Raw genomic sequence first — 18250 nt, forward strand, 5'->3', positions numbered from 1 at the left:
CACCCACTAAAATCGCACCGCCGCCGCGCTGGAACTCGTGCGGGGGCCTATTTTCTCTGCCTCCCCCCACCCCCATTGAAGGGCGGCCCCAAATCCGTGGCGCGGGCCGGTGATGTTTATCTTGTCGGGGGCATCCCAACAGCAGCGAGGTGCGTAAACTCGCCAGTGACTCCGCCACGCAATCTGCGGGCCTACTGTGCCACGCCGTCTCACTAACTCTCAGTTTTCGGCAGTTTACATATCGCGAGACACCAGACCACTACTCGTCGCGCCGCCGTAACGGCGTCAGGGCACGTCCGCTCCAAGGCACGCAGCGGGCGACGGCTTAGGGTGACATAGACGGAAGGCGGCACCACCACTCCAGCCATTTGCAGGCGTAACTTTCGTAGGGGTACTTCGGTGAAGGTTTAGTGACTTCTTCGATTTGGTCCCACTTGATGAACTCAACCCGTTGATCGACCGGATTTCGGACAAGCAACCCCTTGTCGAAGTTGCGCAGGAGCACTCGCTGGCGCGTCTCGGTTTTCATTTTGATGGTGTAGGGATCAGATATCGCATAGAGCGATGAGAGCCCCTTTTGCTGCCCAAATGAAAAGGCGAAAACAGCGAGCACGGGGACCGCGATGATTGCGGATCGAATGTTCTTCTTCATCGGCTCCGTCGCGTCCGCGAACGGGATGATGTATTTGGCGACATAGACAAGCCACACATAAAGAAAAAGAAAAAAGAACTGTACCGATGGTTGCGCAGAGAAGAACCAATCAAGCAAGAAAAGCAATAGCATTACTGACGGGAACAACCACGTACGCCAATCCTTGCTCAGTGGCTGCATATATATCTTGGTACCAAACAGCGATTTCCAATCGAGCCAAGTGTACAAGCTAAATCCCGTCATCAAAAACCACTGCGTCGCGTTGGTGAAGTAATCCGTCGTTGAAACAAACGACTGGAAACTGCTCCCGATCACGGAAAAATATCCGTATTCATGGCAGACTGCGAAAAGCAAAAGCGCGAGTGTCGCAGCGCCGATGACGGCTGCAAAATTATCGAGAAAATCCTTCATCATTCTATCCGCAATCCGGCCATTCGCGGGGCGTGCTATAATGACGGCATGCAAATCGCGCAGCCGTATCACTGGGCAAGAAGTCGGCAAAGGCACGCCGCAAAAGTGCAGCTCAAAGTTCAACGAAAACCTTGCGTGAACTCAGTAGCTTTGCCGCAAAGGCGACGATTGACAAGGCTGCACAATTATAGCGTGTCGATTATCCACAATAGCGCCGCACCGTTCGCTCCGGGTCATTCGCGCGTCTATTCTGGCGTGTCCGCCGGACCGTCCGCTTTGGGTGGCGGCGCGTCGGTCGGGCGATCAGTTAGCGCGGCTGCGCAACGGCAGCTGCGGCAAGTCGATTGTCTTGCCATGATCAGCAGCCAGCTGCTCGTTCAGAGCGACCCGCAGCTCGCAAAATGCGACCTTCTGTTGGGCGGCGTCGCCTTTCATTTGGCCGAGTTCGCTCTGCAGCGGGCGCACCGCATCTTCGATGGCTTTTTCTTGCCGGTCGGTCAACGTAGCGATTAGCTCGGCCAGCAGTTGGGCCATGAACGCATGCTCGGCGCCGATACGCTGATCGATCACGCTTGACCAATCGACGGGCGAAGTGTCGCGCTTGCGTTCTCGCGGCGGCGGTTCGACTTCGGGCAGTTGCCACTCGCGACGTTCCGGCACCGGCTGGCCCATCTCTTCGAGAAATTCGCGCTCGCGCCGTTGTCGCTCCAGCTCTTCGATGGCCGCTTCGTTCTCCTCGCGCAGTTGCCTCGCACGTTCCTGCCGAAGCTGTTGTCGCACCTGATCGATCTCGCTCATGAACATCCTCACCAAGTCACGTTCTCGAGCCACGCCACACCGCTTGGCGAACGCAGGCTCCATGTTGCAGGCAAAATGAAACGCAGACCGATGCTGTCGGTCTGGTACAGGCTGATCGTTGGGCCGGTCATAGGATCAGCGGAGGGCTGATCATCCATCTGCACCATCGTTGAGGATGCCTCGATCCGGGGCGGCTCGATCACGGTCGCAAGCGCGGCAGGTATGACGCCGATGACGGTGCCTGCGGGCAATGATGCCGACATCAGCACTGACCATGGATTGCGCGCATTCATGGCGAGCGGAACGTACTGCGCGGGTGCGGCGACCAAGATGGGTGGGCTGGCTCCGCTGGCTGGTGCGAGCGCGGTTGCGATGGCGGCGATGTCGGCAACCATGGCGTCATAGGGCGACGTGGCGCTCGACGGCGGCAGCGGGGCAATGCCGTTGAGGATACCTGCCGGTCTCAAACCTGGCGACGCTGCGCTTGCAGAAAACAGCGCGCTGTCGAGGGTGGGCCCTGCGTTTTCGAGCAGCACGGCGCGCACCATTGCCTCGGCGTTGCCGTTGAGGCGAAGCATCTCGTTTGTCAGCGCCACGATCATCGCCACCTTGTACGGATCGATCAGCGTGCCCGGTGTCGTCAGGCCCTGCATCACCGGGATCGGCTGACCTTCGCTGAGCCAGACTGCGTGCGGCAGCGTCAGTGATGGCACGCTGATCTGGGCATTGCCGTCGAAACTCAGCTTCAACGACGATGCGATCACGCCGGCGCCGGCGGACACCGGCACCAGCGAGCTGACAAAGGCCAGCCCGACCTGCTGCAGCACCTCCGCGTCGGCAAGCGTGGTCTGGGTGACGGCACCGCGTGTGATCAGCTTGACGACATGGTCATCCGGCCAAGCAGATTTGGCGTATCGGTCGCGTACCCTGCGGGCGGTGTCGATAGTGGCGCGGGCCAGCGATCTCATCGCGCTCTCGCGAAGGGCGGCAGGATCAGGTCTCAAAGGGATGCCTTGGCGAGCCGGTGCGTTCATTGGCGGACCTCCATCGTCTGGATGATGGCACGGTGCTGTCGCGTCCGGTGTCGTAGGCTTACGGAGAATTTTCGAGGCTTCAGGCAAATTCAACAACTTGAGATTTGAACCTGCCGGTCTCCGGTCTCTACCTGCTCGCCATCTCGCTGAGCGCCCGAGTGACGGCACATCCAACCGCCTGATCGTCGCCTGCTGCGGCTTTGTCGAGCCATTCAAAGCGGACCAGCGCATCGATAATCTCGCCATCCAGCTCCACCGCATAGACCCGCCGACCTTCGCGCTCGCGCTGTCGATGACGGCGCTGCTGCTCGCGGCGGCGTTCCGTCAGTGATGGTGTCCGCTTCAGCATCTTCACCGCGCCTGCTGCACCCGCGCAATCGCTTCGGCCTGCAGCTTTTCGATCCGATCCAATTCCCAGCTCGACGCCCCGGCAAGTTCCTCGATCGCGCAAACCCTCTCGCGCCACTTCTCATGCTGCTTGTTGACGATCTTCAAAACCTCGTTGATGGCCGGGACGAATGTCTTGGTCTCGATGATTTCCCAGACCGCGCTATCGAGCGCGAGCAGGCTCACATCTACGCTTCCGACGACTTCAAACAGCGCCCTGACGTACACTACGGGGTCGCATGGTGCGCCATTCGGAAACGCGCCGAGCAGCAGCGCAATTCGCTCCCCGATAACGCTGCGCTTGAGGTTGCCCTTACCGTCATCCTCATAGTTGCTGTCCGCGTCGAAACGCAGCAGCGCAGCCTCGCATTGCGCCAGCGTGGTTTGATCGCGCTCGTTCAGCGTTGCGGTTTTTCTGGCGGCGTCGATCAGCTTGACGATCTGCTCGCGGTTGGTCGTCGCTTCAACTTTTAGATAGGTCTTGGTGTCCAGATCATCCATCTCGTGGTAGCGCCGCTCGATCTTGTCGGCGTTGGCGGCGAACTGCTTCAGCTCGCGCAACGGAAAGCCGGGGCTCGGCATCGCAACGACCTTGCTCATTACCGTCCTCCGATCTCAAGCGCGAGGGCCGACAGCGAGACCTTGTTGCCGTTGCGCTGCGGCTGCTTCTTGCGCGGCTGATGTTTCCATGTGTTCAGCCTGATCCACTTCCAAAGCGGTTTGAGCATGTTGGGCTCGTTCTGATAGGCGGCTACCCACCTGTGTCCCGAGGCGATGATCGCGACGGCGATCTGTTCGGGGTCGCCCTCGCTGCACGTGGCAGCGAAAGCCTCCCACGCGGCGGTTTCGTCCTCGTCGCCATGCGGTCGCTGCCAGATCGCCAGCAGCTCGCTGAAAATACCTGGCAACCGATCAACGGTTTCTTTGGCTTCCAGCGCGCCGCCGACAGGGGCAGGCGCGCTGGCGGGGCCGGTGAGCGCAAGCGAACCGCTCTCTCTCCCTCTAACGGGAGAAGCTTCTTGAGCTTCTCCCGTTAGGTGGTTCTTAAGTAGATCACCTCCGCCAGCGGAGGTTTGCGGATCACCAGCGGAGGTTTGCGGGGAGGTTTGCAAACCTCCGTCCGTGGAGGTTTCCAAACCTTCGTCAGCGGAGGTTTTCTTGACCATGAAGTAGCGGTTGCTATGGCCGCCACGTCCAGCCTTACCATGTTCGATCTTGAGATGCCCGCGCTGCGCCAGCTGCCGCGTGATCCTGACAATGCTGGGCTCGCTCAGCCCGGTTTCTTTGGCGAGGGTCTCGATGGACTTCCATGTCGCCCCGCCATAGTTGGCGTTGAAACCCTGCATCAGTTGGAACGCGACAATGAAGGCGCTGCGCGGTAATTTCTTGTCCGCCTTGACCTGGTCGAGCCAAACAAATTTCTGGCGCTTGTCGCGACGGCTGCGGTTGGTGCGGTTGGGGGTCGTCATGATCCGATCTCCTCGTTCCCTCTTGCGGTTCCGAGATCGGGCGTGTATTTGGTCGGCTGTACATGATGATGGTGCCGACCGCTTGCCCGGTCGCGAAAAAACCAAACGCCGCTCCCTGACAGGGGCGGCGTTCTGTTTACTAAGCCGATGTTTGCGGGATGTCGTCCTAATCAAATCAGGGCATTTGATTAGGACGGAAGAGCCGCCCGCCACGCATGGTGCGCAGGCAACAGGTCGGCCAGCTGGCAGAAAATCTGCTCCACACGCTTTTCCGTCACATTGATCCGCCGCCTGATCAGGGCTGCGCTGACCACTGAGCAGGCGCTCGGCCATTGCGAAGCCCTGTTGCGGCTCATCGGAAGGTCGGGATGCCAGTGCTCGACCGCCTTGGCGACAACGGCCGCGATGGCCTGATCGCGCAGCCAGTTATCAGCCGCGTCCCGGCCCTTGCGGCGAGTTGCCGACGGTTTGCCCAAGTGCTGGACCGCATAGCCAGCTATCGTCGCGGGCAGCCGCTCTCCACGGTCGATCATCTCGCCAGCGACCTGCAGCAGCGCGATTTCGGCATCGGCAACGCCATCATTGGCCCAGCGGATCACCTTCACAGTCGGGATGGTGCCCAGCCGGATCAGGGCTTTAAGCCGCGCCTGCAGGTAGCGATGCGAAGCCTCGGTTTGCAGCAGCTCGTGCGCGAGATCGAACCAATGGGCGACCGTGTCGATCATCTCGCCCTCTGGAATTGTCGCTGGCAGTTTGGGCTGTGCCATCATCGTCTCGCGAGAGCACGTCGATCTGCCGACAGCCTGTAGCGGCTGGTAGCAGCTTGGCAAGTGGGCGCTACGTAGTGCCCAGCTGCGACGGCTGTCTCGGATAGGCTCAGATAGGCTCACTCGAAATCGAGGTGGCACAGGGCTGATATCGGGCTGAGCCGGTCTGGCCGTGGTTCTCTCCATTGGCGGAGAACCTGCAGAAGTGACTGTCCTGCAGCGGTTTCTTGCGCTTTTCACAGGCCAAAACGAACGCTGGACAACAGTTCGTGTGGTCCTGGCCGTCGTTGCTACGGTCAAGCTCTGGCGAATGCGGCATCTGCGTCAACCGGCGCGGTGCCGGTGACTTTCGTTGGGGCGAGGGAGGCCAAAGAGAACTCGGCTCCCGGGAGAGCACGGCATAAGCCGTCCAACCATCGCGCAGGGAAGGCCGAGTGATTGGCTACACCTGTATGCTGCTGTGCGGTTTTCCTGCGTGTGCTTTTCGCGCAGCGGACCGCGGGTGCCAGCCGGCACCCGGCCTTCCCTGCGCCCTCTTGGACAAGAGGGTGAAGCGACGAAGCAAAGCTCGGGCGAAACACGCCGCGAGGATGCGAAGCTGTGTCTGTAATCGTTCTAGCCGCCGAGTATCCGCTGGCAAGCGTCGACAAACACCTGGGCGCCGGTGACGATGTCGACGTCGGCGGTGTTCTCGGTCCAGTGATGACTGATGCCGCCGATCGACGGTACGAACAGCATGCCCGCGGGCATGATTGTCGCCAGCATCTGCGCGTCGTGGCCGGCGCCGCTGGGCATGCGGATGGACCGTCCGCCGGCCAGGGCCTTGCTCGCGGCTTCGATCGCGTCCTGGATGCCCGCGTTCATCATGGCCGGCGCACCGGTGCGCAGTTTGTCCACGGTGACGGTGCAGGGGCCGTTCGCGCTGACCTCGTCCGCCATGCTCCGCAGCAGTTCTTCCAGCCGTGCGACGACGGAAGGATCGTCGTCGCGGATCTGGAACAGCATTTCGGCCGCACCCGGAATGATGCTCGGTGCGCCCGGATCGAGCGTGATGCGGCCGGTGGTCCAGACCGTGCGCAGGCCGCAGCTCTCGGGGAAACGCTCGTCGATCGCGACGCAGAACTTTGCCAGCGCCAGCCCGGCATCCTTCCGTGCAGCCATGCGGGTCGTGCCGGCGTGATTCTGTTCACCGACGAAATTGATCTGGTATTGCCAGATGCCGACGATGGAGGTGACGACGCCGATCGCAAGGCGACCGCTTTCGAGCGTGTCGCCCTGCTCGATATGGGCTTCCAGATATCCGACGTGCCGGCCCGGCTCGGCGGCGATGCGTGGTCGTCCTGCGAGCCCCATGTCGGCAAGTGCGGCCCGCATGGTGCGGCCGCTGGTGCGGTCGCGTGCGGCATCGATGTCGGTCTCGGTCAATTGGCCGACATAGGAGCGCGAACCGAGAAAGTGTCCAAAGTGTCCTTCCTCGTCGCACCAGGCGGCAACCTCGACCGCGCCTTCGAGCGAGGGATCGGCATTGAGCACGCGGGCCGCTTCGAGCGCGTAGACGACCCCGAGCGGGCCGTCGAGCCAGCCGGCGTAGTTCTGGCTTTCGAGGTGCGATCCCGCGAGCAGCTTGGGTCCCGACTTTGCGCTGGTGCCAAAGACATTGCCGATGCCGTCGATCGCGGCGGAGAGGCCTGCGTCGGGCAGCTTCTGCACCAGCCAATCCAGCGAAAGCTTGTGCGGCTCGGAGAAGGTCGGCTTGTGCACGCCGGTCTTGTACGCGCCAATGGCACGGAGCGCATTGAGATCGGCGAGAACGCGCTCGCCGTTTGCGCGTGAAAAGGTGTTAGGCATGCTCGGCAACCTTCAACGCCTCGGTGCGGATCTCCTCGACCAGCCGTTCCTTCAACTGCACAAATTCGGGCGTGGTCTTGATCTTGTAGGAGCGCGGATGCGGCAGGTCCACATTGATCTCGGCCTTGATGCGGCCGGGACGCGCGCTCATGACGATGACGCGGCTGCCGAGGAAGATCGCTTCCTCGATGTCGTGGGTCACGAACAGCACGGTCTTCTGGTCGCGCTCCCAGATCCCGAGCAGCATTTCCTGCATCAGGGCTCTCGTCTGGTTGTCGAGCGCGCCGAAGGGCTCGTCGAGCAGCAGGATCTTGGGATCATTGGCGAGCGCGCGCGCGATCGCGGTGCGCTGCTGCATGCCGCCGGAGAGCTGCTTTGGCCAATGGTTCTCAAAGCCGGACAAACCGACCTGGCGGATGAAGGCATCGGCGACCTTGTTTCGCTCCACCTCGGGCACGCCGCGCTCGCGAAGGCCGAAGGCGATGTTCTCGCGCACCGTCAGCCAGGGAAACAGCGTGTAGGACTGGAACACCATGCCGCGGTCGGCGCCCGGGCCAGTCACCTCGCGTCCGTCGAGCACCACACGTCCGCCGGTCGGGCGATCGAGGCCGGCGACGATGCGAAGCAGCGTGGACTTGCCGCAGCCGGAAGGGCCGAGGATGGTGACGAAGTCGTTGTTGCCGATCACAAGGTCGGTCGGCTCCAGCGCCCTCGTTGGCGCGTTGCCGTGGCGCGCGGGAAAAGTTCGCGAGACCTGTTCGATCTTGAGGATCGTCATGCGAGCCTCCAGGGAAACAGCCACGCGTTGAACGCCTTGAACAGGAAGTCCGAGACGAGGCCGATCAGCCCGATCACGATGATGCCGAAGATGATCTGGCCGGTGTTGAGCAGCGCCTGGCTGTCGGTGATCATGTGGCCGATGCCGGAGGAGGAGCCGATCAGTTCGGCGACGATGACATAGGTCCAAGCCCAGCCCAGCACCAGCCGCAGGATCTCGGCGATCTCCGGCGCGGAAGAGGGCAACAGCACGCGGCGGATGATGCCGCGGTCGCTGGCTCCCAGCGTATAGGCCGCCTCGACCAGGTCGCGCCGCGTGGTGCCGACGGTCACCGCGATCATCAGGATGATCTGGAACACCGAGCCGATGAAGATGACGAGCAGCTTCTGCAGCTCGCCGATGCCTGCCCACAGGATCAGGAGGGGAATGAAGGCGGAGGCCGGCAAATAGCGCGCAAAGGAAACGAACGGTTCGAGGAAGGCCTCGACCGGCTTGTACGCGCCCATCAGCACGCCGAACGGCACCGCGATGATTGCGGCCAGCACGAAGCCGCCGACGACGCGCCAGATCGTCATGCCGATGTCGAACAGGAAGCCCTGTTTGATGATCAGATCGACGCCTTCCTGCACCATGGTCAGCGGGTTGGCGAGGAACACCTTCGACACATGGCCGCCGAAGGTCGCCCAGGACCAGAGGGCTACGAACACCACGAAGAACGCAAGGCCGTAAGCCACGCGCTGCCTTGACGTCACGGGATCGAGGGGACGCATCAAACTGTCTATCCGGGCGGTGAACAAGTTTGCCGGCCCCGCGGCGAGACGGGGCCGGCGGCTCCTGGGAGATTTACTTGATATAGCTGGCGTCGAAGAGATCCTCGACCTTCGGCGCGGCCTTGATGATCCCGATCTCGAGCAGGAGGTCGGCGGCCTCCTTGTTGAAGGTCAGGAAATCGCCGGCGAAGAATTTCTGGTTAGCGGCCTTGTCCTGCCAGCGCAGATATTTTGCCGAGTTGCCGAACGCCTCGCCGCTCTGCTTCACGTCGGCACCCATGATCTCGTAGGCCTTGGCCTGGTCCTTGGCGATCATGTCGAGGGCCTCGAAATAGCTGTCGGCGAGCGCCTTGGCGGCCTTCGGGTTCTCGGTGAGGAATTTCGGCGTGCAGCCGAACGTGTCCATGACCATCGGATAGTCGAGCGTGGTCGCGATGATCTTGCCCTTGTCGGGGGCGGCACGAACCGTCGACAGATACGGCTCATAGGTCATCGCGGCATCGTTCTGGCCGGAGACAAAGGCCTGTGCCGCCGCCGCCGGCTCGAGGTTCACGACAGTGACGTCCTTCACCGACAAGCCGTTCTTCTTGAGCATCCAGGCCAGCGCGAAATAGGGCGAGGTACCGGGCGCGGAAGCAGCAACCGTCTTGCCCTTCAGATCCTTGATCGCGGCAAGCTCGTTGCGCACGGCCATGCCGTCGGCGCCGTAGCTCTTGTCGAGCTGGAAGATCTGCTTGGTCGCGACGCCGTTGGCGTTCCAGGAGATCCAGGTCTCCACGGTGGTCGCCGCGCACTGGACGTCGCCGGACGCGATCGCGAGATGGCGATCCTTCTGCGGAATCTTCTTGATGGTGACGTCGAGGCCGTTCTTCTTGAAAATGCCGGCTTCCTTCGCCAGCGTCAGCGGCGCGAACCCGGTCCATCCGGAGATGCCGACGCCGACCTTGACGTCGTCGGCGAGCACGGGGGTGGAGACCGCAAGTGCAATGACTGCCGCAAATACTTTCGAACTACGCATGATTGTCGTCCTCTTGCCGATCGATGGATTGACGTCCTGTTGATCTTGGTCGGTCCTCATGGACCGTTGCCCGAAACGTTGCACGATTTGTGCCGACATCGTCCTCTCAGCCTCCCTTGAATCGGGCGACAAGGCGGTGAGAGTCACCGGGATAGAGCAGCCGCACGGCGGTGATCGTGCGTGCGCTGCGCCAGGTATAGCGGTCGATCACGAGGCAGGGCGCGCCGACGGCGATGTCGAGCGCTTCGGCCGTGCGATCGTCCGCAACGATAGCGCTGATCGTATGCTCTGCCTCTGTCCATGGAACATGGTGAAGCAGCCATGAGCCGGGTGGCTCACGCGAAAAATCTGCGGCCGCCGCATCCGGCACCGACGCGAGATCGATCAGCCTGTCCTCGACGGCGAAAGGCACGTTGTCGGCGCTGTGGCGGCAGGTGATCGCGACCACCTTGCCGGCCTTCTTGACACCGAGGCGGTCACGGTCGGCCGCAGTCGCGGCGCGGAGCTTGCGGCCGATCAGCTCGTAGCCGTAATCGCGCCCGAGCGCGGTGATCTCGGCGCGCATGTCGGCGATCTTGAGCACAGCGGACTGGTGTTGCGGCCGGCGGACGAAGGAGCCGGCACGTCGCCGCCGCTCGATCAGGTCGGCTTGCGCGAGCTCCGACAGCGCCTTGTTCACGGTCATGCGCGAGCAGCCGTAACGCGCCACCAGTTCGTGCTCGAACGGGATGCGATGCCCGGGCGGCCACTCGCCGGTCAGAATGCGCTTCTCGATATCGGCGCGGATCCGCTTGTAGAGCGTCGGCTTGTCGCCGGCATCTGTGGCGAGGCTCATGCGACGAGCCTCCGCACCGATGCGTTGAAGTGTTCGCGCGCGGCCTGGCGCAGTCTGTGCCGCCCGCCTTCGACGACCTTGTCGCCGCCGGCCCAGACGCAATCGATCGCGCCGTTGCCCCCAGCGAAGATCCAGCCGTCGATGGCGGCATCGCGCGCGCGCCCCGCCAGCGAGGGATGCGTGATGTCGAGCGTGACGATGTCGGCGCGTGCACCTGGCGTCAGACCGACTGACATCTGGGCTAGTGCCCGCGCACCGCCTGCAAGCGCATGATCGAACAGGGCGCGTCCCGTCGAGCGGCCTGCGCCGGCAGAGAGCACGTTGCGTTCACGGTGCTTGAGCCGTTGGCCATATTCGAGCTGACGCAGCTCGTCGGCGACGCCGACCAGCACATTGGAATCCGTGCCGACGCCAAAGGCACCGCCGGCACCGACGAATTCGCGCGCCGGGAAAATGCCATCACCAAGGCTTGCCTCGGTGATGGGGCAGAGGCCGGCGACCGCACCGGTCCTAGCGAAGGCGCGGACTTCCTCGTCCGTGGTGTGGGTGGCGTGAATGAGGCACCAGCGTTGATCGACGGGTGCGTGCTCCAGCAACCATTGCACCGGACGTCGTCCGGACCACGCCAGGCAATCCTCGACTTCCTTCACCTGCTCGGCGGCATGAATGTGCACCGGGCCGCCCTCCGCGAGTGGAATGATCGGTGCAAGCTCGGCCGGCGTCACCGCGCGCAAACTGTGCGGCGCGATGCCGATATTCGCGCCCGGCAGTCGTTCAATCGCCTTGCGCGAGGCAGCCATCAGTGCGGAAAATTGATCAACCGTACAGATGAAGCGGCGCTGGCCGGCATGCGGTGCTGCGCCCCCAAATGAGCCATGCGCATAAAAACTCGGCAGCAGCGTCAGCGCAATACCCGAAGCTTCGGCGGCCTGCGCGATGCGTGCGGCCATTTCGCCGATGTCGGCGTAGGGCGAGCCGTCGCGATCATGATGCAGATAATGGAATTCGCCGACGCGGGTAAAACCCTGCTCCAACATCTCGACATAAAGCAGTGTCGCGACCGCTGCGACGTCGTCAGGCGTCATCGCCAGCGCGAAGCGGTACATCGTCTCGCGCCAGGTCCAGAAGGTGTCGGTGCTATCGCCGCGCAGTTCCGCGAGACCCGCCATGCCGCGCTGGAAAGCGTGGCTGTGCAGGCTCGCAAGTCCCGGAAACGCGATGTCGTGGCGTTCATCGCCGGAGACCGGCGCCATGCCCGGCGTCACCTCGGCGATCGCGCCGGCGGTGATCACCACCTGCACGTCATTGGCCCAGCCCGAGGGCAGGAGCGCGGAGGCGAAATGCAGTCGTGTCATGTTTCCATGCCGGCTGGACAGAACCGCGACACGATTATATGTCTAGACATATAAGTCAAGCATCCCACGCGAAGGGACAGTTGCATGGCAGAACGCTTCGACCGGATCTGGCATAACGCCCGGCTCGCCACGATGCGGGCCGATGGTCCCGATCTCGGTGAGATCGAGCACGGCGTGATCGCCGCGCGCGGCGGCCGTATCGCTTATGCGGGTTCGCAGACCGATTTTCCGGCGAGCGCCGATGCAGCCGACCGGATCGATTGCGGAGGGCGCTGGATCACGCCCGGTCTCGTCGACTGTCACACCCATCTGGTCTATGGCGGTAACCGCGCCCATGAGTTCGAGCTGCGCCTGAAGGGCGCGAGCTACGAAGAGATCGCGCGCGCCGGCGGCGGTATCGTCTCGACAGTGGCCGCGACGCGCAAGGCAAGCGAGGCCGAGCTCGTAGCACACGCGCTGCCGCGGCTCGATGCGCTGATTGCCGAGGGTGCCACCACGGTCGAGATCAAGTCCGGCTACGGCTTGGACACCGAGACCGAGATGCGGCAGCTGGCCGCCGCGCGAAGCCTGGGCCGTCAGCGGCCGGTCGCGATCCGCACGTCGTTTCTCGGCGCGCATGCGCTGCCGCCAGAGGCCGATGGCGACAAGGATCGCTACATCGATCTCGTCTGCAGGGAGATGTTGCCGGCGGTCGCGAAGGCGGGCCTCGCCGATGCCGTCGATGCCTTCATGGAGGGGATCGCATTTTCCGGCGAGCAGACGGGGCGGGTGTTCGAGACGGCGAGGCGGCTCGGACTTCCGGTTAAGCTGCATGCTGACCAGCTCTCGAATCTCGGCGGGGCTGCGCTCGCCGCAAAATTCTCGGCGCTCTCGGCCGATCACCTCGAGCACACCGACGAAGCCGGTGCAGCGGCGATAGCGAAGGCCGGAACGGTGGCCGTGCTTCTGCCCGGCGCCTTCTACTTCATCCGCGAGACGCAAAAACCGCCGGTCGAGGCGTTCCGCAAGCACGGCGTTGCCATGGCGCTCGCGACCGACTGCAATCCGGGCAGCTCGCCGCTGACCTCGCTGCTGCTCGCCATGAACATGGGCGCGACGCTGTTCCGGATGAATGTGGCCGAGTGCCTTGTGGGTGTCACCCGCGAAGGCGCGCGAGCGCTCGGCGTGCTCAATGATACCGGCACGTTAGAGGCCGGCAAATGGTGCGACCTTGCGATCTGGGACATCGATCGCCCCGCCGAGCTGGTGTACCGTATCGGCTTCAATCCGCTTCACCGCCGGGTGTGGAGGGGACAGTGATGGAGGAGAGCGCAGCGATCGTCGTCAAGCCGGGAACGGTTAGCCTCGACGATCTCGCGCGCGTGCTCGAAGGCGCATCTGTCGTTCTCGATCCCTCGTTCTGGCCGCGCGTCGACGCGGCCGCGGGGATCGTTGCAAGGGCTGCGCGAGCCGACGTCCCCGTGTACGGGATCAACACCGGCTTCGGGAAGCTGGCGTCGAAGCGGATTCCACCTGACCAGACCGCGCTGCTCCAGCGCAATCTCATCGTCTCGCATTGCTGCGGCGTCGGTGCGGCGACGCCCGAGCCGATTGTCCGGCTGATGATGGCGCTGAAGATCATCTCGCTCGGGCGCGGTGCTTCCGGCGTGCGCCGCGAGGTGATCGAGCAGCTGCAGGCCATGCTGGCGCGGCGCGTCTCACCGCTGGTGCCGCAGCAGGGTTCGGTCGGTGCTTCTGGCGATCTCGCGCCGCTCGCGCATATGACCGCTGTGATGATCGGCGAAGGACAGGCGTTCGTCGACGGCAAGAGCGTATCAGGCAGCGACGCGCTCGCCGCAGCCGGCCTACCGCCACTGACGCTCGGTCCCAAGGAAGGGCTCGCGCTGATCAACGGCACGCAATTCTCCACTGCCTACGCCGTCTCCGGCGTGCTGCGCGCATTTCGCCTGGCCCGCGCCGCGCTCGTCACCGGCGCGCTGTCGGTCGATGCCGCGATGGCTTCGACGGCGCCGTTCCGCCCCGAAATCCAGGCGCTGCGCGGCCATTCGGGACAGATCGCGGCCGCGGCAACCTTGATGGCGCTGCTCGACGGCAGCGACATCCGCCTGTCGCATCTCGAAGGCGACGAGCGCGTGCAGGATCCCTATTGCCTGCGCTGTCAGCCGCAGGTCGCAGGCGCGGCGCTCGACCTGATCGTGCAGGCGGCGCGGACGCTGATCATCGAGGCCAATGCCGTCACCGACAATCCGCTCGTCCTGGTCGAGACTGGCGAGATCGTCTCTGGCGGCAATTTCCATGCCGAACCGGTGGCCTTTGCCGCGGATACCATCGCGCTGGCGCTGTCGGAGATCGGCGCGATCAGCGAGCGGCGCATCGCGACGCTGGTCGATCCCGCGCTCAATTTCGGCCTGCCGCCGTTCCTCACTCCCGATCCCGGTATCAATTCCGGCTTCATGATCGCCGAGGTGACGGCGGCCGCACTCTATGCCGAGAACAAGCAGCGCGCGGCCGCGTGCTCGATCGATTCGACGCCGACCAGCGCCAATCAGGAAGACCATGTCTCGATGGCCGCGCATGCTGCACGGCGCCTGTCTGACATGGCGGACAATCTCGCCACCATCCTGGGCATTGAGCTGCTGGTCGCCGCCCAAGGCATCACGCTGCGCGCGCCGCATGCGACCAGCGCGCCGCTCGCCGCCGTCATCGCCGCACTGCGCGAGCAGGTGCCGCAGCTCGGCGCCGACCGCTACATGGCCGGCGATCTCGCCAGGGCTGCAGCGCTGGTCGAAGCCGACGCGCTGCCGGCTGCGGCGCTCGCCGAGCTTTCAACCGACCCGTTTCCGACACTTGCCTGACGAGGTGTTCCGCATGAACCGCCGACTGGACAATGAACGCACCATCCGCGCGCCCCGCGGCAGCGAAATCAGCGCCAAGAGCTGGTTGACGGAAGCTCCCTTGCGCATGCTCATGAACAATCTCGATCCCGACGTTGCAGAACGTCCGAGCGAGCTCGTCGTCTATGGCGGCATCGGCCGCGCCGCGCGCGACTGGGAGAGCTTTGACCGGATCGTTGCTTCGCTGCGCGAGCTCGAGGACGACCAGACGCTGCTGGTCCAGTCCGGCAAGCCGGTCGGCGTTTTCCGGACCCACGCCGATGCACCGCGTGTCCTGATCGCGAATTCGAACATCGTGCCGCACTGGGCGACGCTCGATCATTTCAACGAGCTCGATCGCAAGGGCCTGATGATGTACGGCCAGATGACGGCGGGTTCCTGGATCTATATCGGCAGCCAGGGCATCGTGCAGGGCACCTACGAAACCTTCGTTGAAGTTGGCCGCCGCCACTATGGCGGCAGCCTCGCCGGCAAATGGATTTTGACGGCCGGTCTCGGCGGCATGGGCGGCGCGCAGCCGCTGGCTGCGACCATGGCCGGGGCCTCGATGCTGGCGGTCGAATGCCAGCCGAGCCGCATCGAGATGCGTCTGCGCACCGGGTATCTCGATCGCCAGGCCGCAACGCTGGACGAGGCGCTTGCGATCATGGCCGACGCAGCGAAGACGAAGAAGGCGGTCTCGGTCGGCCTGCTCGGCAATGCCGCGGAGATTTTTCCCGAGCTGGTCCGCTGTGGCGTCAGGCCCGACATCGTCACCGATCAGACCAGCGCGCACGATCCGATCAACGGCTATTTGCCGAAGGGCTGGACGCTCGCCGAGTGGGAAGCCAAGCGCGCTGCCGACCCCAAGGCCGTGGAGCGCGCCTCGAAGACCTCGATGGTTGAGCACGTCCAGGCCATGCTGGATTTCCATGCACTGGGCATTCCGACCCTCGACTATGGCAACAATATTCGCCAGATGGCGCAGGACATGGGCCTGAAGAATGCCTTCGATTTTCCCGGCTTCGTTCCCGCCTATATCCGTCCCTTGTTCTGCCGCGGCGTCGGGCCGTTCCGCTGGGCCGCGCTGTCGGGCGATCCCGAGGACATCTTCAAGACCGACGCCAAGGTCAAGGAGCTGATGCCTGACGACAAGCATCTGCACAATTGGCTCGACATGGCCAGGGAGCGCATCAAGTTCCAGGGCCTGCCGGCGCGGATCTGCTGGGTCGGGCTCGGCGATCGCGATCGCCTGGGCCTTGCCTTCAATGAGATGGTGGCGCGCGGCGAATTGAAGGCACCCATCGTGATTGGCCGCGATCATCTCGACAGCGGTTCAGTGGCGAGCCCCAACCGCGAAACCGAAGCGATGAAGGACGGGTCGGACGCTGTGTCCGACTGGCCCTTGCTCAACGCCCTGCTCAATTGCGCCAGCGGCGCGACCTGGGTGTCGCTGCATCACGGTGGCGGCGTCGGCATCGGCTATTCCCAGCATGCCGGCATGGTGATCGTCGCCGACGGTACGCCGGAAGCGGCGAAGCGGATCGCGCGCGTGCTCTGGAACGACCCTGCCAGCGGCGTCATGCGCCACGCCGACGCGGGCTACGACACCGCGATCGGCTGCGCCCGCGACAAAGGGCTCGACCTGCCGAGCCTGCGCTAGGCGCGACTTAGGCCACGACCCTGGCTTCGGCGCTGCCGAGGCGCTGGCGTTCCTTTGCGAGATACTCGTCGATCGCGTCGCCGTGCATGGGCTTTGCGAAGTAGTAGCCCTGGATGAAGTCGCATCCCAGCCGGCCTGGAGTAACCGTGCCTGCCCGTTTTGAGCATGGCGGCCATAGCCGCAACGCGGCCGGCTGAGGTTTGACCGCGCACAGTCGGCTCGTCATACTTTGCGCCAAGGCGAGCCAGAAAGACTCGTCGGTATCGGGAGCTGAAATGACCAAATCATTCTCCGTCCTTGCGGGGACGCTGATTTCCGTCGTCTCCTTCACTTCGATTGCCTTCTCGCAGCCGGCCTGCGTCACCCAGAACATGGCCGTGCCGCCTGGGGCCAACACCACCGACAAGGCGGGCCCGTTCTTCATTGATACGACGGGTCTTGACTTCAAGACGGCGCCTCCGACGCGCGATCCATCCAATCCCAATTATCCACGCGCCACAGAGCTTCCTGACGGAACGCTGCCGCCACCGGGTGCCGAGGGCAATTTCATCATCGGTCCCACCCACAATCCTGCGCCGGAGACGATCGCGAAGGAGGGCGTGCCGCGTGGGACGACAAAGTCCTTCACGCTGTCGTCGAAGGAGAGCACCATCTACAATCCTGGCCTGATCCGCGATGACGCCGCCGGCTGCACCAATTCCTCGATCATGACGACCGTCACGGCGCCGGACGACAAGTCGCACATGATCGTCACCACCAGCCATCCCGGCGTCTGGTCGCGCACCATCGACGTCTATGTGCCGGCGCAATATGTGCGCGGCAGCGAGGCGCCGTTCATCGTGGTCGGCGACGGCGGCTCCAACGCCTACAAGGACCTCGCCGTCACGCTCGACAATCTGATTGCGCAGCGCCGCGTGCCGCCGATGATCGCGATTCAGATCGGCAATGGCGGGCAGGACGCACAGGGCAGTCAGCGTGGCCGCGAATATGACGCGGTGTCAGGTGCCTACGCGCAGTTCGTCGAGCGTGAAGTGCTGCCGCTGGTCGAAAAGAACGCCGATGTCAAGCTGACCAGAAATCCCGACGGGCGTGCGACCATGGGGCTGAGTTCGAGCGGTGTGGCAGCCTTCACCATGGCGTGGTTCTATCCGGATCTCTATCACCGCGTGCTGGCGTTCTCGCCGACCATGGTCAACCAGCAATGGCCGCATGACCCGTCGCTGCGCGGCGGTGCCTGGGAGTATCACAGCGCATGGACGGGGCCGGCCACACCCAATCTCATCTCCAAGGCGGGCGTGCTCACGCCGGCCGAGCCGCCCGGCCTGCCGCTGATCGTCGCTGCGCCGACCAAGCCGATCCGGTTCTGGTTCTTCGGCGGCGACCAGGACCTGTTCTATCCGAACCCCACTATTCCCGACGGCATGCACGACTGGACCCTCTCCAACGCGCTGATGGCCAAGGTGCTGGCGGAGAAGGGCTACCACTATCAGTTTCTGTTCGTACGCAACGCCAAGCACGTCGACCGTCCCACGATCGCGCAGACGCTGCCGTCGGCGCTGGAGTGGGTCTGGAAGGGCTATCCTATCCCCTGA

18 protein-coding genes are annotated in these 18250 nt (G+C 63.7%); 4 read left to right on the forward strand and 14 right to left on the reverse strand.

Annotation, left to right across the window (positions count from 1 at the left end; translation table 11 throughout):
- Positions 1-325: 325 nt before the first annotated feature.
- The 13 genes from RX329_RS12825 to RX329_RS12885 all read right to left on the reverse strand — a co-directional run bounded on the left by RX329_RS12825 (position 326) and on the right by RX329_RS12885 (position 12122).
- A complete protein-coding gene (locus tag RX329_RS12825; RefSeq protein WP_317245898.1) occupies positions 326-1063 on the reverse strand; it encodes a hypothetical protein in 738 nt (245 codons plus the stop codon).
- 303 nt (positions 1064-1366) lie between these two features.
- Positions 1367-1861, reverse strand: a complete 495-nt coding sequence (locus RX329_RS12830) for a hypothetical protein (RefSeq protein WP_317245899.1) — start codon at positions 1859-1861, stop codon at positions 1367-1369.
- Positions 1862-1869: 8 nt separating this feature from the next.
- On the reverse strand, positions 1870-2829 hold the full coding sequence (locus RX329_RS12835; protein ID WP_317245900.1) for a hypothetical protein: 960 nt from the start codon (positions 2827-2829) through the stop codon (positions 1870-1872).
- Positions 2830-3022: 193 nt separating this feature from the next.
- Positions 3023-3250: a hypothetical protein gene (locus RX329_RS12840; RefSeq protein WP_317245901.1), complete on the reverse strand. Its 228-nt coding sequence runs from the start codon at positions 3248-3250 to the stop codon at positions 3023-3025.
- Positions 3247-3843, reverse strand: a complete 597-nt coding sequence (locus tag RX329_RS12845) for a hypothetical protein (RefSeq protein WP_317245902.1) — start codon at positions 3841-3843, stop codon at positions 3247-3249. Before RX329_RS12845 ends, RX329_RS12840 begins: the two co-directional genes overlap by 4 nt.
- Before the next feature lie 38 nt (positions 3844-3881).
- The gene (locus tag RX329_RS12850; RefSeq protein ID WP_317245903.1) at positions 3882-4751 is read right to left on the reverse strand and encodes a helix-turn-helix domain-containing protein; all 870 of its coding nucleotides are present in this window, start codon (positions 4749-4751) and stop codon (positions 3882-3884) included.
- A gap of 188 nt (positions 4752-4939) precedes the next feature.
- On the reverse strand, positions 4940-5476 hold the full coding sequence (locus tag RX329_RS12855) for a hypothetical protein (RefSeq protein WP_317245904.1): 537 nt from the start codon (positions 5474-5476) through the stop codon (positions 4940-4942).
- A 657-nt stretch (positions 5477-6133) separates the two neighbouring features.
- Positions 6134-7366, reverse strand: a complete 1233-nt coding sequence (locus tag RX329_RS12860) for a Zn-dependent hydrolase (RefSeq protein ID WP_085350549.1) — start codon at positions 7364-7366, stop codon at positions 6134-6136.
- Complete coding sequence (locus RX329_RS12865) at positions 7359-8144, reverse strand: ABC transporter ATP-binding protein (RefSeq protein WP_018460330.1); 786 nt, start codon at positions 8142-8144, stop codon at positions 7359-7361. The genes RX329_RS12860 and RX329_RS12865 overlap by 8 nt, the downstream gene beginning before the upstream one ends.
- Positions 8141-8914: an ABC transporter permease gene (locus RX329_RS12870; protein ID WP_007601313.1), complete on the reverse strand. Its 774-nt coding sequence runs from the start codon at positions 8912-8914 to the stop codon at positions 8141-8143. Before RX329_RS12870 ends, RX329_RS12865 begins: the two co-directional genes overlap by 4 nt.
- A 73-nt stretch (positions 8915-8987) precedes the next feature.
- Complete coding sequence (locus RX329_RS12875) at positions 8988-9932, reverse strand: ABC transporter substrate-binding protein (protein ID WP_026234003.1); 945 nt, start codon at positions 9930-9932, stop codon at positions 8988-8990.
- A 106-nt stretch (positions 9933-10038) separates the two neighbouring features.
- Complete coding sequence (gene hutC / locus RX329_RS12880; RefSeq protein ID WP_085350550.1) at positions 10039-10767, reverse strand: histidine utilization repressor; 729 nt, start codon at positions 10765-10767, stop codon at positions 10039-10041.
- Positions 10764-12122, reverse strand: coding sequence for a formimidoylglutamate deiminase (locus tag RX329_RS12885; RefSeq protein ID WP_018460327.1), 1359 nt, complete (start codon positions 12120-12122; stop codon positions 10764-10766). Before RX329_RS12885 ends, hutC begins: the two co-directional genes overlap by 4 nt.
- 84 nt (positions 12123-12206) lie before the next feature.
- On the opposite strand from RX329_RS12885, the gene hutI reads away from it, so the two are divergent.
- The 3 genes from hutI to hutU are packed head-to-tail and all read left to right on the forward strand — an operon-like array spanning position 12207 to position 16658.
- Positions 12207-13421: an imidazolonepropionase gene (gene hutI, locus RX329_RS12890; protein WP_018460326.1), complete on the forward strand. Its 1215-nt coding sequence runs from the start codon at positions 12207-12209 to the stop codon at positions 13419-13421.
- On the forward strand, positions 13421-14977 hold the full coding sequence (gene hutH / locus RX329_RS12895; RefSeq protein ID WP_377791677.1) for a histidine ammonia-lyase: 1557 nt from the start codon (positions 13421-13423) through the stop codon (positions 14975-14977). Before hutI ends, hutH begins: the two co-directional genes overlap by 1 nt.
- A 13-nt stretch (positions 14978-14990) precedes the next feature.
- Positions 14991-16658 (forward strand): urocanate hydratase, encoded by a 1668-nt coding sequence (gene hutU / locus RX329_RS12900; protein ID WP_085350669.1) that lies wholly within the window; start codon positions 14991-14993, stop codon positions 16656-16658.
- Positions 16659-16665: 7 nt separating this feature from the next.
- Here the strand turns inward: hutU and RX329_RS12905 are convergent, their stop codons facing one another.
- Positions 16666-16941 (reverse strand): hypothetical protein, encoded by a 276-nt coding sequence (locus tag RX329_RS12905; RefSeq protein WP_083926599.1) that lies wholly within the window; start codon positions 16939-16941, stop codon positions 16666-16668.
- Here RX329_RS12905 and RX329_RS12910 point away from each other — a divergent pair.
- Positions 16934-18250: an alpha/beta hydrolase gene (locus RX329_RS12910; protein ID WP_085384854.1), complete on the forward strand. Its 1317-nt coding sequence runs from the start codon at positions 16934-16936 to the stop codon at positions 18248-18250. The genes RX329_RS12905 and RX329_RS12910 overlap by 8 nt on opposite strands.

It is taken from the genome of Bradyrhizobium sp. BWC-3-1 (genome assembly GCF_032917965.1).
GTDB lineage: Bacteria > Pseudomonadota > Alphaproteobacteria > Rhizobiales > Xanthobacteraceae > Bradyrhizobium > Bradyrhizobium canariense_D.

Bases quoted from the DNA above. Each gene is read 5' to 3' on its own strand.
- RX329_RS12825 (WP_317245898.1), bottom strand. From the start codon at position 1,063: ATGAAGGATTTTCTCGATAATTTTGCAGCCGTCATCGGCGCTGCGACA.
- RX329_RS12830 (WP_317245899.1), bottom strand. From the start codon at position 1,861: ATGAGCGAGATCGATCAGGTGCGACAACAGCTTCGGCAGGAACGTGCG.
- RX329_RS12835 (WP_317245900.1), bottom strand. From the start codon at position 2,829: ATGAGATCGCTGGCCCGCGCCACTATCGACACCGCCCGCAGGGTACGC.
- RX329_RS12850 (WP_317245903.1), bottom strand. From the start codon at position 4,751: ATGACGACCCCCAACCGCACCAACCGCAGCCGTCGCGACAAGCGCCAG.
- RX329_RS12855 (WP_317245904.1), bottom strand. From the start codon at position 5,476: ATGATCGACACGGTCGCCCATTGGTTCGATCTCGCGCACGAGCTGCTG.
- RX329_RS12860 (WP_085350549.1), bottom strand. From the start codon at position 7,366: ATGCCTAACACCTTTTCACGCGCAAACGGCGAGCGCGTTCTCGCCGAT.
- RX329_RS12865 (WP_018460330.1), bottom strand. From the start codon at position 8,144: ATGACGATCCTCAAGATCGAACAGGTCTCGCGAACTTTTCCCGCGCGC.
- RX329_RS12870 (WP_007601313.1), bottom strand. From the start codon at position 8,914: ATGCGTCCCCTCGATCCCGTGACGTCAAGGCAGCGCGTGGCTTACGGC.
- RX329_RS12875 (WP_026234003.1), bottom strand. From the start codon at position 9,932: ATGCGTAGTTCGAAAGTATTTGCGGCAGTCATTGCACTTGCGGTCTCC.
- hutC (WP_085350550.1), bottom strand. From the start codon at position 10,767: ATGAGCCTCGCCACAGATGCCGGCGACAAGCCGACGCTCTACAAGCGG.
- RX329_RS12885 (WP_018460327.1), bottom strand. From the start codon at position 12,122: ATGACACGACTGCATTTCGCCTCCGCGCTCCTGCCCTCGGGCTGGGCC.
- hutI (WP_018460326.1), top strand. From the start codon at position 12,207: ATGGCAGAACGCTTCGACCGGATCTGGCATAACGCCCGGCTCGCCACG.
- hutH (WP_377791677.1), top strand. From the start codon at position 13,421: ATGGAGGAGAGCGCAGCGATCGTCGTCAAGCCGGGAACGGTTAGCCTC.
- hutU (WP_085350669.1), top strand. From the start codon at position 14,991: ATGAACCGCCGACTGGACAATGAACGCACCATCCGCGCGCCCCGCGGC.
- RX329_RS12910 (WP_085384854.1), top strand. From the start codon at position 16,934: ATGACCAAATCATTCTCCGTCCTTGCGGGGACGCTGATTTCCGTCGTC.